This window comes from Methylobacterium sp. A52T (assembly GCF_053346095.1).
Map to the genome: position 1 here is coordinate 26,613 of NZ_JBKFBI010000022.1, position 14,515 is coordinate 41,127.

Annotated in this window: 14 protein-coding genes; 8 read left to right on the plus strand and 6 right to left on the minus strand. The window is 70.4% G+C overall.

What is annotated here, in order from left to right:
• The first annotated feature begins 162 nt into the window (after positions 1-162).
• Positions 163-1,776, plus strand: a complete 1,614-nt coding sequence (locus tag ACLBYE_RS08090; protein WP_447693763.1) for a peptide chain release factor 3 — start codon at positions 163-165, stop codon at positions 1,774-1,776.
• Positions 1,777-1,827: 51 nt separating this feature from the next.
• Here ACLBYE_RS08090 and ACLBYE_RS08095 read toward each other — a convergent pair whose 3' ends face one another.
• Together ACLBYE_RS08095 and ACLBYE_RS08100 are read right to left on the minus strand one after the other, a co-directional pair.
• The gene (locus tag ACLBYE_RS08095; RefSeq protein ID WP_020092936.1) at positions 1,828-2,286 is read right to left on the minus strand and encodes a response regulator; all 459 of its coding nucleotides are present in this window, start codon (positions 2,284-2,286) and stop codon (positions 1,828-1,830) included.
• 7 nt (positions 2,287-2,293) lie between these two features.
• On the minus strand, positions 2,294-2,761 hold the full coding sequence (locus ACLBYE_RS08100; RefSeq protein WP_020092935.1) for a BLUF domain-containing protein: 468 nt from the start codon (positions 2,759-2,761) through the stop codon (positions 2,294-2,296).
• 309 nt (positions 2,762-3,070) lie between these two features.
• On the opposite strand from ACLBYE_RS08100, the gene ACLBYE_RS08105 reads away from it, so the two are divergent.
• The 5 genes from ACLBYE_RS08105 to ACLBYE_RS08125 all read left to right on the plus strand — a co-directional run bounded on the left by ACLBYE_RS08105 (position 3,071) and on the right by ACLBYE_RS08125 (position 8,731).
• Positions 3,071-4,456 carry a flagellar hook protein FlgE gene (locus ACLBYE_RS08105; protein ID WP_447693764.1) on the plus strand — a complete coding sequence of 462 codons (1,386 nt, stop codon included), beginning with the start codon at positions 3,071-3,073 and terminating at the stop codon, positions 4,454-4,456.
• Between the two features lie 34 nt (positions 4,457-4,490).
• Positions 4,491-6,374 (plus strand): flagellar hook-associated protein FlgK, encoded by a 1,884-nt coding sequence (gene flgK, locus ACLBYE_RS08110; protein ID WP_447693765.1) that lies wholly within the window; start codon positions 4,491-4,493, stop codon positions 6,372-6,374.
• Positions 6,375-6,376: 2 nt separating this feature from the next.
• On the plus strand, positions 6,377-7,984 hold the full coding sequence (locus ACLBYE_RS08115) for a flagellin (protein WP_447693766.1): 1,608 nt from the start codon (positions 6,377-6,379) through the stop codon (positions 7,982-7,984).
• Positions 7,985-8,133: 149 nt separating this feature from the next.
• Positions 8,134-8,394 carry a hypothetical protein gene (locus ACLBYE_RS08120; RefSeq protein WP_447693767.1) on the plus strand — a complete coding sequence of 87 codons (261 nt, stop codon included), beginning with the start codon at positions 8,134-8,136 and terminating at the stop codon, positions 8,392-8,394.
• A 1-nt stretch (position 8,395) separates the two neighbouring features.
• Complete coding sequence (locus ACLBYE_RS08125) at positions 8,396-8,731, plus strand: hypothetical protein (RefSeq protein ID WP_447693768.1); 336 nt, start codon at positions 8,396-8,398, stop codon at positions 8,729-8,731.
• On the opposite strand, the gene ACLBYE_RS08130 is transcribed toward ACLBYE_RS08125, so the two are convergent.
• From ACLBYE_RS08130 to ACLBYE_RS08140, 3 genes are read right to left on the minus strand one after another with little or no spacing between them, the layout of a single operon-like run.
• On the minus strand, positions 8,728-9,201 hold the full coding sequence (locus ACLBYE_RS08130) for a hypothetical protein (RefSeq protein ID WP_020092929.1): 474 nt from the start codon (positions 9,199-9,201) through the stop codon (positions 8,728-8,730). The two genes, ACLBYE_RS08125 and ACLBYE_RS08130, sit on opposite strands and share 4 nt — an antisense overlap.
• Positions 9,188-9,547, minus strand: coding sequence for a rod-binding protein (locus tag ACLBYE_RS08135; protein ID WP_447693769.1), 360 nt, complete (start codon positions 9,545-9,547; stop codon positions 9,188-9,190). The genes ACLBYE_RS08130 and ACLBYE_RS08135 overlap by 14 nt, the downstream gene beginning before the upstream one ends.
• A 25-nt stretch (positions 9,548-9,572) precedes the next feature.
• The gene (locus ACLBYE_RS08140) at positions 9,573-10,709 is read right to left on the minus strand and encodes a flagellar basal body P-ring protein FlgI (protein WP_042672916.1); all 1,137 of its coding nucleotides are present in this window, start codon (positions 10,707-10,709) and stop codon (positions 9,573-9,575) included.
• Between the two features lie 240 nt (positions 10,710-10,949).
• Here ACLBYE_RS08140 and ACLBYE_RS08145 point away from each other — a divergent pair, with 240 nt between their 5' ends.
• The gene (locus tag ACLBYE_RS08145; protein WP_447693770.1) at positions 10,950-11,378 is read left to right on the plus strand and encodes a flagellar assembly protein FliX; all 429 of its coding nucleotides are present in this window, start codon (positions 10,950-10,952) and stop codon (positions 11,376-11,378) included.
• Between the two features lie 73 nt (positions 11,379-11,451).
• Here ACLBYE_RS08145 and ACLBYE_RS08150 read toward each other — a convergent pair whose 3' ends face one another.
• Entirely contained in the window at positions 11,452-12,948 is a 1,497-nt protein-coding gene (locus tag ACLBYE_RS08150) for a helicase HerA domain-containing protein (RefSeq protein ID WP_447693771.1), read from the minus strand.
• Between the two features lie 233 nt (positions 12,949-13,181).
• Between ACLBYE_RS08150 and ACLBYE_RS08155 the strand changes: the two genes are divergently transcribed.
• Positions 13,182-14,429, plus strand: a complete 1,248-nt coding sequence (locus tag ACLBYE_RS08155) for an Hsp70 family protein (protein ID WP_447693772.1) — start codon at positions 13,182-13,184, stop codon at positions 14,427-14,429.
• Positions 14,430-14,515 lie beyond the last annotated feature (86 nt).

Consider the following 14,515-nt stretch of genomic DNA (forward strand, 5'->3'; position numbering starts at 1 on the left):
GACCGGGGAAGCGTGCTGCCGCGCCCCTGTACGGTGCCTGAAAGGCGGCCCCATTCTGCCGCCGTCTTTGCCAATATCGGGGCTTGCCGCTACACGATCCCGAGACCGCGCGAGTGCCGCGCCGCGCACCACCACGTTCCGCCGACCCAGGGCGTTCGCTCCATGCTGATGCAGACCAAGACCGAGGCGAGGCCGGCCGATCCGGTGTCGCGGCGGCGCACCTTCGCGATCATCTCCCACCCCGACGCGGGCAAGACCACGCTCACCGAGAAGCTCCTGCTGTTCGGGGGCGCGATCCAGCTCGCAGGCGAGGTGAAGGCGAAGCGCAACCGGGTCTCGACCCGCTCCGACTGGATGGGCATCGAGAAGGAGCGCGGCATCTCGGTGGTCACCTCGGTGATGACCTTCGAGTACGGCGACTGCGTCTTCAACCTCCTCGACACGCCCGGCCACGAGGACTTCTCCGAGGACACCTACCGGACGCTGACGGCGGTCGATTCGGCCGTCATGGTGATCGACGCCGCGAAGGGCATCGAGGCGCGCACGCGCAAGCTGTTCGAGGTCTGCCGCCTGCGCGACATCCCGATCGTCACGTTCGTCAACAAGCTCGACCGCGAGGCGCGCGACCCGTTCGAGCTTCTGGACGAGATCGAGAAGACGCTGGCGCTGGACGTCGCTCCGGTGACGTGGCCGATCGGCACGGGCCGCAACTTCTCCGGTACTTACGAGCTCGGCGGCAACCGTGTCCGCCGCCTCGACGCCGCCGAGGATGCCGGGATGGTCCCGGTCTCGGGTCCCGGCGACAAGCTGTTCGACGAATTGCTCACCGAGGACGGCGCGGCCGACGCGTGGCGCGAGGAGGTGGAGCTCGCCGAGGGCGGCTTGAAGCCGTTCGACCTCGACGCGTTCCGCGAGGGGCACCTGACGCCGGTCTTCTTCGGCTCGGCGCTGCGCAATTTCGGCGTGCGGGACCTGATCGACGGTCTCGCCAAGGTTGCGCCGCCGCCGCGGGGCCAGGACGCGGACAAGCGCCTCGTCGAGCCGACCGAGCCGCGGATGACCGGATTCGTGTTCAAGATCCAGGCGAACATGGACCCGAATCACCGGGACCGGATCGCGTTCATGCGGGTCTGCTCGGGCAAGCTTAACCGGGGCATGAAGGCCCGGCTGGTGCGCACCGGCAAGCCGATCTCGCTCTCGGCGCCGCAATTCTTTTTCGCCCAGGACCGAGCCATCGCCGACGAGGCCTATGCCGGCGACGTGGTCGGTATCCCGAACCACGGCACGCTGCGGATCGGCGACACGCTCACCGAGGGCGAGGATATCGTGTTCCGGGGTGTCCCGAGCTTCGCGCCGGAGATCCTGCGCCGGATCAAGCTCACCGACGCGATGAAGGCCAAGAAGCTGCGCGAGGCGCTCCAGCAGATGGGCGAGGAGGGTGTCGTGCAGGTGTTCGTGCCGCAGGACGGAAGCCAGGCGATCGTCGGCGTGGTCGGCGCGCTGCAGCTCGACGTGCTGAAGGAGCGGCTCCAGGCAGAGTACGGCCTGCCGGTGGATTACGAGACCTCGCGATTCTCGGTCTGCCGATGGGTGTCGTCCGAATCGGAGGCCGAGCTCGACAAGTTCATCGACTCGCACGGCTCGGCCATGGCCAAGGACCTCGACGGCGCCCCGGTCTTCATGGCGACCACGGCCTTCTCGCTCCGCTACGAGGAGGAGCGCTACCCGGCCGTGCGCTTCACCGACGTGAAGGATTATCAGAAGCGGGCGGCGTGACGCGCGTCGGCGGGGCCTCCGCGTCGCCGCGCTCGCGAGGGGGGCGCGGCGTCAGAACTTGCCGAGCATCGGGAATTCGACGCTCAGGGTCGATTCGGACGCGATCGGCGCCTCGCGCTTGCGCGGCTTGCGGTTGAGGACCTGCTTCAGCTTGGTCTTCAGCACCGCCATGTCGAACGGCTTGAGGATGAAGGCGTCCGCGCCCGCCTGGTGGGCGAGGTTGATGTCCTCGAAGTCGAAGGACGACTCGGTGAGCATGAAGGGCGTGTTCATCAGCGCGTCGTCGGCGCGGATCTCGCGCAGCAGGGTGAGCCCGTCCATGGGCTCCATGTCGAGATCGGAGATCACCAGGGCGTAGCGGCGCTGCCGCATCCGCTCCAGTGCCTCGGGCGCGTTGGTGACGCCCTCGACATCCGGGAAGCCGATGCGGGTCATCAGCATCACGATCAGCCGCAGAAGCTTCTCCTGATCGTCGACGATGAGAATCGGGGGCGTATCGCTCTCGGACATCGGCAGCTCAGATGAAGAGGTGGTCGATGCCCTGACGGGACATCGCGTCGGACTGCAGCGACAGGCACAGCCCGTGTATCGCGGACGCCTTCGGCGTTCCGCGCTGGAGCATCGGGAGCAGGTTGGCCTTGGCGAACAGCGTGTCGTTCCCGGCCGTGCGCTGCGCGCTCTTGAACGAGTGGACGAACTCGCGCTTGGTGATCTCCCGCCACTCGCTGATCTGGACCTCGCGGTGGCGGCTGTCGGCACTCACCCGATCGAAGGTCTCGTGCACGGACGTTCGCTCGCCCTCGATGACCTGGCAGGCGAAGTTGCCCTCGATGACCAGAAAGCTCGTGATCACCGCGAACTCGTTCTTCTTCTGAGCGATGCGACCGATATCGCTGATCTGCTCGGACCTCTTCGCCGCGTCCGACGACAGGTTGAGACGCGAGAAGTAGATGATGTGGACGAGGCTTGTCCGTTTCGCCCGCATGATCCCGAGATCCGCAATCCGTACCCGTTCAGCGCTTCCGGACAGGACGCACCGCGCGTGGCCCCGGCCCGGCGGCATCTTCGCGCGTGTCGAATAACACCGCGTAAACGCGGCGGCCGGGACTTCCGGTCCGGATCTCCGCCCCTGCGGGACCGACCCGGCAGGATCTGCCGGGCGCGCGGCCATGACCGGTCAACCCTGCCGGGTCGTCGACGGTCCGGTCCAGGATTCTCAAGGACTTAGCCCTGGCACGCCGGTTGCGGCCGGTCCGGCTGCGGGCCAGTGCGGCGCGCATCGGGATCGTTCGCCATGGATCTTTTCACCGCCCTGCAGACCTCGGTCTCCGGACTCCAGGCGCAGTCCTACGCCATCAGCAACATCTCCGGGAACATCGCGAACTCGCAGACGACCGGCTACAAGCGCATCGACACCAGCTTCGTCGACCTGATGTCCGAGAAGACGCCGGGCCGCGAGGTCGCGGGTTCGGTGCTGCCCCAGTCGCAGCTCACCAACACGCTGGCCGGCAACGTGGTCTCGTCGAGCGTGCCCACCAACATGGCCATCAACGGCCAGGGCTTCTTCACCGTCGTGCAGAAGACCGGCGACGCGAACGGCGCCACATCCTTCGGCGGCACGAACCTGTACACGCGCCGGGGCGATTTCGCCCAGGACAAGGACGGCTATCTCGTCAACGGCGCCGGCGGATACCTGACCGGATCCAACCTCGATCCGATCACCGGTCAGACGACCAGCATCGGTCCGATCAAGATCGGCAACTCGGCGCTGCCGGCGCAGGCCACCACGACGATCACCTACGCCGCCAACCTGCCCTCGACGCCGAGCACGTCGGCCTCGGCGACGTCGGGATCCGATCTCTACAATCAGAATACCGCCGCGGTCGTGACCTCCGGATCGGGGCAGACCGGCGTCAAGGTCGATTCGACCCAGACCGGTGCCGTCTCGACATTCATGAGCAACAGCATCGCCGGCCCGTCGCTGCCGGTCTACACGTCGACCGGCGCGCCGCTCACGCTGACGACCCGCTGGGCCAAAGTCCAGGACGCGACGACCACGCCGGCTCAGCCGGCCGTGTGGAACCTGTACTACTCCACCAACCCGAGCGCGCTCACGACGTCCGACTGGAACAACGTGGGCACGGCCTTCACCTTCGATTCCACCGGGAAGCTCACCTCGCCCTCGACGAACCCGATCCCGCTGGGGCCGATCACCATGGGTGACTACACGTTCCCCAGCCTCAACATGAATCTCAGCGCCTCAGGCCTGACGCAGTATGCCGATACGACCGGTGCGGCGACGACCAACGCGCTGACGCAGAACGGCAACAGCTCCGGCACGCTCACGAGCGTGGCCGTCGGTCCGGACGGCAAGGTCAACGGCACCTTCTCCAACGGTTCGGTCGTGGCTCTCGCCTCGGTCGGCGTCGTCCAGTTCGCCAATGCCGACGGCCTGAAGGCCGATACGAACGGGAACTATCTCCAGACCGTCGATTCGGGGCCTCCGCTCGCGGGCCTCAACGGCAGCACGATCTCGGGTGCCAGCAACGAGCAATCGAACACCGACATTGCGACCGAATTCTCTAAGATGATCGTAACCCAGCAGGCTTACTCTGCGAACACGCGCGTCATGTCGACGGCCCAGACGATGATGTCTGATCTGCTCAACGTGATCCGCTGAGTGAGGGTGCGATTCGAGCCGCGGAGGCCGTGACATGTCGCTGAATGCGATCTCCACCTCGAGCGCAGGCCTCGCCGCCACCCAGGCGGCGATCAACATCGTCTCGCAGAACGTCGCCAATGCCGGGACGGCGGGCTACGTCAAGCGCACGCTCTCGACGGTCGCCACCGGGACGAACAATTCCGGCGTGGCCGCCGGCACGATCACCCGCAGCTTCGACGCCGCAGCGCTGAACCAGCTCCGGCTGGAGACCTCGGGGGCCGCCTACACGGGCACCAAGTCCGGCATCGCCGCCCAGCTCGACGCCCTCTACGGCGTGCCCGGCAGCTCCACCTCCCTCGACGGGACGCTGAACACCTTCACCCAATCGCTCCAGGAACTCGCCGCGAACCCGACCTCGGCGGCCGCCCGCACGACGGTGCTGGGCAATGCCGCGGCCGTCGCGAGCCTCATCAACAGCGCCGCCGGCACGGTGCAGAATCTGCGCACCGGTCTCGAGTCGCAGCTCGGCAACGACACGAGCGCGGCGAGCACGATCCTGTCCAACATCGCGACGCTCAACGGCAAGATCCAGAACACCACCGATAGCACCTCGCTGACCGATCTTCAGGACCAGCGCGACCAGGCAATCAACAGCCTGTCGAGCTACATGGACGTGCAGACGGTCCCGCAGCGCGACGGGACGGTCTCGGTCATGACCCAGTCGGGCGTGACGCTGGTCGACCGCGGGAACGCCGCGACCCTGACCTTCGACGGACGCGGCGTGCTCAGCCCGACCGCGAGCTACTCGACCGATCCCGCGCAGCGGACGGTCGGAACCATCACGGCGACGCTGCCGGGCGGCGGCAAGATCGACCTCGGCGCCCCCGGCGTGCTGCGGTCCGGCAGCCTGGCCGCCGAGATCGAGATGCGCGACCAGACCCTGCCGCAGGCGCAGCGGCAGCTCGACGATCTCGCGGCCGGCCTCTCGAAGGCGCTCACGAATACCGCGACCACCGGGACGTATAGCGGGACCGACACGCAGATCAGCGTCTCGACGATGCAGCCCGGGAACACGATCACCTTCCCGGTCACCGACAACACCGGGGCCGTGCGCAACGTGACGCTGGTGGCGTCCGCCACCTCCAGCGGCGCGGTCGTGCCCGCCGCGCAGACCACGGATGCCAGCGGCCTCACGCTGACCTTCAACGCCAGCGGCGGGCCCGGCACCTACGCGGCGGCGATCCAGTCCGCCCTCGCCACGTTCAACGCCTCCGGCAGCACCTACAAGCTGCCGACACTGTCGGCGAGTCCGGTCTCCTCGACCGCCACCAGCGCGACGCTGACGCTGGGGGCGGCCGGCAAGGTCGCCGGCGCGGCGAGCGCCAGCGTCACGGCCGTCTCGGCGTCTGACCTGAACACCGGCAACCCGTCGATCGCGATGTTCGTCGACGGTACGGGCAACAAGCTCTACACCGGGACGTTCGACGGCGGCTCGCAGCTCACCGGTTTCGCCCAGCGCATCACGGTCAACGGCGCCCTGGCGGGCAACACCGCCGCGCTGACGGCGGCGAGCGCCACGGATCCGAGCGCGTCCGGCGCGCGCGCCCAGAAGCTGTTCACGGCGCTCACCGCGAACCAGCAGACCTTCTCGTCGTCGAGCGGCATCGGCGGCGTCTCGGCGCCCTACAGCGCCACCGTGATCGGCTTCGCGCAGGATATCGTGTCCACGCAGGGGGCCAACGCGTCGAACGCCGCGGCCCTCGACGCCACCCAGCAGACGGCGCTCTCCACCGCGCAGAGCCGGTTCTCCGCCGGGGCGGGCGTCAACATCGACCAGGAGATGTCGAACCTGATCGCCCTGCAGACCGCGTACGGCGCCAACGCGCGGGTGCTCACCGCGGCCCGCGACATGCTCAACCAGCTGCTGCAGATCTGATCATGACGACGATCACGCCCTTCGCGGCCGGCTCCTACATCACCAACCGCAACGCCTCGCAGCTCCAGACGCTGAAGAGCCAGCTCAACGACCTGACCAACCAGCTCTCGAGCGGTCAGGTCTCGCAGACCTATGGCGGCCTCGGCTCCGGGCGGTCGACGGCTCTGTCCGCGCAGGCCACCCTGAGCGCGCTCACCGGCTACGCCGCCGGCATCACCGCCGCGCAGACCCGGACCGACCTCGCGGTCACGAGCCTGACGCAGGTGGCGACCCTCGGCACCTCCACCGGGACGATGCTCCAGAACGGCCTGCAGAGCGTGGCGGCGAACTCGGTCTCCGGCCGGTCGACGGCGCTGGCCAACCTGCAGACGGCCCTCGACACGCTGAACGAATCGGCGGCGGGCAACTACCTGTTCGGCGGCACCGACACCACGACCCAGCCGGTGGTCGATTCGAGCAAGATCCTCAACGGCACGACCGACGCGAGCGGCAACACGCTCGACGGCCTCTCGACCCTGATCTCGCAGCGGGTCAACGCCGAGCTCGGCGCGGGGGGCAACGGCCGCCTGACGCAGACCCTGGCGAGCCCGGCCACGAGCGTGCAGGTCACCGAGGAGTCGAACAACCTGACCCGAGGACAGTTCGGCTTCACCCTGGCGGGCGCGCCGACCACGACCGGCTCGGCGATCGGCGCGACCTACACGGCGGGCACGGCCACGAGCCCGGGCAGCTTCAGCCTCGGCATGACGACGCAGCCGAGCGCCGGCGACACCGTGTCGTTCGCGCTGAAGATGGCCGACGGCACCTCCACGACGATCACGCTCACGGCCGCGACGAGCGCGGACCCGAAATCGATCACCAACTTCGCCATCGGCTCGACGCCCGCCCAGACGATGGCCAACCTGTCGACGACGCTGAGCAACGCGCTCACCGGCGCGGCCAACAGCACGCTGGCGGTGAACGCCACCGCGGCGACCGCGTCGAACTTCTTCTCGGGCGCGGCGGAAGGCGGCCCGTCGGGGTCCGGCGTGATGCCGCAGCGCATCCTGTACGATGGCACCACCCCGATCGGCTACAGGGCGGCCACGCCCCAGGACACGGTGCTGTGGTACCAGGGCGAGAACACCTACACGCAGCCCGCGCCGCCGGCCGTGCCGCAGCCGACCTCGGCGATCGACACGCAGTCGGTCCAGGTGAGCGCGACCGGGAGCGTCGGGACGGGCGCCCGCGCCAACGATCCCGCGGTCCAGAACGTGCTCGCCGGCCTGGCGACCATGGCCTTCGGCCTGCCCACCACGAACGACGCCAACACCTACAACACCTACCAGACGGTGGCGACGAAGGCCGGCAACCTGCTCTCTTCCGCCAACCAGACCCCCAGCGTCCAGGACACGGTCACGCAGCTCACCGTCGCGTCGACGCGGCTCTCGAACGCCGGCACGACCAACAAGGCGCTCCAGAACACCGTCCAGAACACCCTGGACGGGATCGAGCAGATCTCCCCCGAGGAGGTCATCACCAAGCTGCTCGACGTGCAGAACCGGCTCCAGGCCAGCTATCAGGTGACCGCGACGCTCTCGAAGCTCTCCCTCGTGAACTACATCAGCTGAGCTGATCGCCGAGACCGGTCAGCGCTCGCCTGACGCTCAAAAAAAATCTCGCGACGTGTCCGGTTCACCATAGTCTCGCCGCTTTCCGGGAATGAAGCGCAGCGTGCGGTCGCGCCCACGCGCCGTCATTCGATTGAGGAGAGGTCGGCATGGCGCTGTCCGGACCCATCGAACTCGTCCTCCGCCTGGGAGTCGTCCCGCGCACCGGCGCGATCGTCCTGGTCGAGCAGGCCGTCGACACCTATCTCGCGGGTTACGCGCATCCCGAAGAGCGCGCCATCGCCCTCGACATCCTGCTGCGCGACCTCGCCCGCCTGCGCATCCACGAGCCCGATCTCGACGGGTTCGTCGGCGAGGTCGAGCACTACATCGACCTGCTCCACCGGGATCTCGCCCGCCAGGCCGCCTGAGATGCGCGGCCGGCTCCCGGTCTGCGCTGCCCTCGCGGCGATCGTGGCCGGCGCTGGGCCGGCCGAGGCCCTCGACCTGCGGGACCTGCCCGTGATCCCGGGGCCGGTGCCGTGCCCGTCCAAGGGCCAGGGCTTCGTGCGGCTGCCGGGGAGCGGCAGCTGCCTCCGCGTCTCGGGCCGCGTCGTCGCGGGGGCGGATCTGACCGCGGGGAGCGGCGTCGCGGCAGCGCCGGCCGTGGCCGGCCGCATCGCGGTCGACAACCGCGTCGACACCGATCTCGGCGAGGTGCGGACCTACGTCCGGATCGGCGCCGGCCGCCGTCCGGGCGGGCCCTAGAGGTTGCGCGAGAGGACCAGCGGCCCGCTGCGCACGCCGCGGCCGTACGGGGACGGCGCTGGCGTCTGCCGCCCGTAGCCGGAGGGGAGCTGCGCCCGGCCGATCTCCTCCGCCAGGGTCTTGATCAGCCCTTCCGAGACGGTCTTGGCGCTGGCGAGCACCGTCTGGTTCGCCTCCACGGCCGCGGTGAACCGCCGGTGGGCGGTGCGCAGGGCCTCGACCCCGTCGGGATGGAAGCGCTTCAGGGCGACGGCGTTCGCCTTCGCGACCTCGAGACCCTGCATGTAGGCGGCGGCCAGCGCGGCCTTCGGTTCCGCCGCGGCGACGCCCTCCTGCAGCCGCCCTTCCCGGACGTAGGCCGCCTCTTCGGCGAGCACGGCTTCCAGCGCGGCCATGTTGCCGAGCACGCCCGCCACCAGGGCCTCGGCGGTGATCCGGTCCCCGACGCGCAGCGGTTCAGCTCTTTGCATGGATCGCTCCCTCGCTCGCCGCACCCTGCATCTTCATGATCTCACGGAAAACCGAATCGGCGATGCCGACTCCGCCGCTCTTCACGATCTGCTTCGCGTATTCCTTGGTCAGCATCGAGCGGTAGACGCCGCCGCCGGTGCCGTTCTCGCCGAGCGGCCCGTCGGTGCCCTCCGACTGGGTCAGCCGGTCGAGGCTGTTCTCTAGGAACATCGATTCGAACTCGGTCGCCGTCTTCAGCGCCTTGGCCTTGTTGGCGGTCTTGATGATCCCGTCGACGGCGCTCCCGGCCACCGAGGTTCCGACGCTGGCGGCGGCGCTGGCCGCGACACTGGCGAGTTGCAGCATGGATCGTCCCTTCGCGTCCGTTCGGTCACATCAGCTCGATATCGGCCTGGAGCGCGCCCGCGGCCTTGATCGCCTGGAGGATCGAGATGAGATCCCGCGGGCCGACGCCCAGGGCGTTGAGACCGTCGACCAGCTCGCGCAGGCTGACACCCTCCTTCACCAGGGCGAGCTTGTTTCCGTCCCCGGTATCGACCTTCACCCCCGTGCGCGGCACCACGACGGTGCGTCCGTCGGAGAACGGCGCCGGCTGGCTGACCTGCGGCTGCTCGGTGATGGTGACGGTGAGGTTGCCCTGGGCGATGGCCACCGTCGACACGCGCACGTCCCGGCCCATGACGATGATCCCAGAGCGCTCGTCGACCACGACCCGGGCGGTCTGGTCGGGCTCCACCTTCAGCTGCTCCACCTCGGTGATGAGGCGGATCATGTTGCCGTTGTAGCGGGACGGGATCTGGATCGTGACGGTGGCCGGGTCGGTGGGCTCGGCGGTGTCGGCGCCCATGAAGTCGTTGATCGCGGCGGCGATCCGCTTCGAGGTGGTGAAGTCCGGGTTGCGCAGCGACAGCCGCAGCGAGCGGGCGTCGTTCAGCTTGAAGGCGATCTCGCGCTCGATATTGGCGCCGTTGGAGATCCGGCCGTTGGTCGGCACGCCCCGGGTGATCTTCGCGGCATCGCCCTCGGCGGCGAAGCCGGCGATCGCCACCGAGCCCTGCGCCAGGGCGTAGACCTCGCCGTCGGCGCCGAGGAGCGGCGTCACCAGCAGGGTCCCGCCCTGGAGGGACTTGGCGTCGCCCAGCGACGAGACCGTCACGTCGATCCGGGTGCCCTGCGCGGCGAAGGGCGGCAGGCTCGCGGTCACCATCACGGCGGCGAGGTTCTGCGTGCGCATCGTGGCGCCGCGGGTGTTGACGCCGAGGCGCTCCAGCATGGCCTGGAGCGACTGCTTGGTGAACGGGATGTTGTTCAGCGTGTCGCCGGTTCCGTTGAGGCCGACCACGATGCCGTAGCCGACGAGCTGGTTCTGGCGAACGCCCTCGATGGAGGCGAGATCCTTGACGCGCGACAGGGCGAGCGCCGGCACGGACAGCGCGGCGAGAAGCAGGGCGCCCGCGAGGGCGACCGAGAGAGACCGGAGAGGACTGAACGCGTGACGCGGGCGCATGCCGTGTTTCGACCGTGACGGACCTGCCCCCATCCTGCCAGGGTCGTGCCAGCCGCCCGATCTGTGCAAGCCATTGAAGAAAACAAAGTTTTTCCGGGCCATGTCTGGCCCCGCGCCCCGCGGTACCGGCACCGAACCTGCCGACCCGGCAGCTTCTGCCGGCTTGTTTACCCGCGCTTAACCCTGGCGGCCGAATTTCCGGTTCTGCGCGGGGGCGCTTGGAGCAACGCGAACCGGATCATGCGTGTCGAGACTCGCCAGCCGATCCAGAGCGCCGGCGGTGTCGCGTCCGCCCGGAAGCCCGAGGGCGGCGCGGCCTTCAGCCTCGGCGCGGCCCCGTCGTCGACGGCGTCTGCCGGCCCGCCGGCCGCGGCCGCGACGCTCGCCGGGCTCGACGCGGTCCTGCTTCTCCAGGCCGAGGCCGACACGCCCCAGGAGCGGCGCCGGCGCTCAGCCCAGCGCGGCCAGGACATCCTCGACGGCCTCGACCGGCTGAAGGCGGCGCTGCTCGGCGGCCGCGTCGCGCCGCAGGATCTGCGCGCCATCGCCGGCCGCCTGAACGAGCGTGCCGGCCTCTCGGGGGATCCGCGGCTCGACGGCCTGATGGCCGAGATCGAGCTGCGCGCCGCGGTGGAACTCGCCAAGCTGGAGATGGCCCGGCGCGTCTGAAGGCTCCTGCACCCGACCCTTGGCGCATCCCGGCAACGCGCCGGGCGGGCGCCCGATCCCGCTACCTCGGCCGCTACACCGCCCGCCGCTTCGGGCCCGTCGGCAGCATCTGCGGCTCGCCCGGTCCGGTCTCGACGCCGAGATCCGGCACCGCGATGATCGGTGCGCCGCGCAGGTCCTTGCGGGTGACGATGGCGCCGCGCTCCTCGAGATAGGCCAGCATCCGCCGCGCCCGGCCGCCCGAGCTGGTGCCGTAGGCCTCGGCCAGCATGGTGTCGGTGGGGCAGGGGGCGCCCTCGATGGCGGCCCGCGCGACCACGAGGAACAAGCCGGCGAGGTCGTCCGGCAGGCCGGCCGCGATCGCCTGGGCCTGCTCCCAGCCGGAATTGTCCGCGACCGCGCCGCCGGCCTCGGCCCGCGCAACGGCGAGGCGCCGCTTGAACTCGGGCAGGCCCATCGTGTCGCCGCGCAGGCGCCGGATGCGGCAGCGGACCGTGAAGTCCTGGTAGAGCGTCGCGGGGGTGCAGGCGGCGGCGTCGGCATCCGCCAGCACGGAGGCCAGCACCTCGGCGAGCGCCGCCTCGCGGGCCTCCGGGTCCATGGGCTCCTCCTCCGGCTCCTCGGCCGGAGCCGGCGGACGGTAGTTGGCGAGCTGGACGAGCACGTCGGGCGCTGGCGCGGGGCGCGGCTTCGGCCGCGGCGCCAGCGGCGCGACGGTCTCCGCGGGGCTCGCCGTGAGGATCAGCGCGCGGGCATCCTCCAGGGCGTCGGGCAGGGGCACGAGGACCGGCGAGGAACTCCGGCTCACGGTCTGGGTCGGCCCGACCGCGATGGTGAGGGGGCGCCGGGACAGGGCCGGGCCCAGCGCCACGAAATGCCCGCGCGGCAGGTCGCGGAACGTCTCGGCCTGCCGGCGCTCCAGGCCGAGGAGGTCGGCGGCGCGCGCCATGTCGATGTCGAGGAAGGTCCGGCCCATCAGGAAGTTCGAGGCCTCGGCCGCGACGTTCTTGGCGAGTTTGGCGAGGCGCTGCGTGGCGATGATGCCGGCGAGCCCGCGCTTGCGGCCGCGGCACATGAGGTTGGTCATCGCGCCGAGCGACAGGCGCCTGGCCTCGTCCGAGACCTCGCCGGCGGCCGCGGGCGCGAAGAGCTGCGCCTCGTCCACGGCCACCAGCATCGGGTACCAGTGGTCGCGGTCGGCGTCGAACAGGCCGCCCAGGAAGGTGGCGGCGGCCCGCATCTGGCCGTCGGCGTCGAGATTCTCCAGCGACAGCACCACCGAGACCCGATGCGTCCGCACCCGGGCGGCGATGCGCTGCAGGGCGACGTCGTCGCCGTCGGCCTCGACCACGACGTGGCCGTAGCGGTCGGCGAGGCTGGCGAAATCGCCCTCCGGATCGATGATCGCCTGCTGGACGAGGCCGGCGCTCTGCTCGAGCAGCCGCCGCAGCAGGTGCGATTTGCCGGACCCGGAATTGCCCTGGACCAGGAGCCGCGTGGCGAGCAGTTCGGTGAGGTCGAGGAGCGCGGGGCGCTCGCCGGTCAGGCCGAGATCGATGTCGGAACGCATGGGGCCTCATAGCACGGCCCGGCGGGTTCGGGTGTGCCGCCGCGGCACTGTCCACGCTTCCCGCATGTGGGCCGCATGCGGGCGTTCGTCCGAGGCGTGGCTCCGCCGCCGGTGCGCGATCGGGCCGTCAACCCCCGTCCGGGAGCCCCGGGCCCCGCTCCTCCGGCCTGGACCCCGGCATGGCGGCCCTGTAGGCCCACGGCCCTTCTCTCCATTCCCGGATCCACGACGCGATGGCGGCCTGCGGCCTCGATTTCGGCACATCGAACACCACGCTCGGGCATATCGGCCCGGACGGTCCGACGCTGCTGCCCCTGGAGGGCGCGCACCGGACCATCCCGAGCGCGATCTTCTTCGAGCTCGGCCGGGAGCCGATCATCGGCCGGGCCGCCACGGCGGCCTATGTCGAGGGCCGGTCCGGCCGGCTGATGCGCGGGCTGAAATCCGTGCTCGGCACGCCCCTCATGGAGGAGGCGACGCCGGTCGGCCGCCAGCGGCTGCGGCTGCGCGACGTCATCGCCCGCTACCTCACCGCCGTGAAGGCGCGGGCGGAGGCCGCCAGCGGCCAGAGCCTCGACACCGTGGTCCACGGCCGCCCAGTCCACTTCGTCGACGGCGACCCGGAGGCGGACCGCCGCGCGGAGGACACGCTGCGCGACATCGCCCGCGACGTCGGCTTCCGCGAGGTCTCGTTCCAGTACGAGCCGATCGCCGCGGCGCTCGACTACGAGCGGCAGGTCCGCACGGAGGAGATCGCCCTCGTCGCCGATATCGGCGGCGGCACCTCGGACTTCTCGATCGTGCGCCTCGCGCCAGAGCGCCGGGGACGGCCGGACCGGGCCGGCGACATCCTGGCCAACGACGGCGTGCGGATCGGCGGCACCGATTTCGACCGCCAGCTCAGCCTCGGCACGGTGATGCCGCTCCTGGGTCTCGGCACCGCGATGCGCCGCGGCGACCTCGCGGTGCCGAACGCCTACTACCACGATCTCGCCACGTGGTCGGCAATCAACCGCCTCTACAATCAGAAGACCCTGCGCGAGATCGAGGAGGTCATCCGCGACGGCGCGCGGCCCGACCTGCTCGCGCGGCTGCGCGAGGCGGTGGAGGGCGAGCGCGGTCACGCCCTGGCCGGGGCGGTGGAGAGCGCCAAGATCGCGGCGTCCGAACAGGACGCGACCCTGCTCGACCTCGGCCTCCTGGAGCCCGGGCTCGCGGTCCCGGTGGATCGTGCGACCCTGTCCGCTCAGACGGGGGACCTCGCCCGCGCCGTTGCGGCCCGGATCGCGCGCTGCCTCGCGCAGGCGGAGCTGACGGCCGACCGGGTCGACGCCCTGTTCCTCACCGGCGGTTCCACCGGCCTGCCGCACCTGCGCGCCGCGCTGACGGCCGCGCTGCCAGCCGCCCGGGTGGTGGAGGGCGACACGTTCGGTTCGGTGGGGCTGGGCTTGACCATCGAGGCGGCCCGCCGGGGGGCGTGAGGCCGCGCCCGGCCGGCCGCACAGGCTCTGCGGCGATTGACGGGCCGGCCCCGATCCTCGACAAGGCGGTCCCTCCCGCTCGGAGA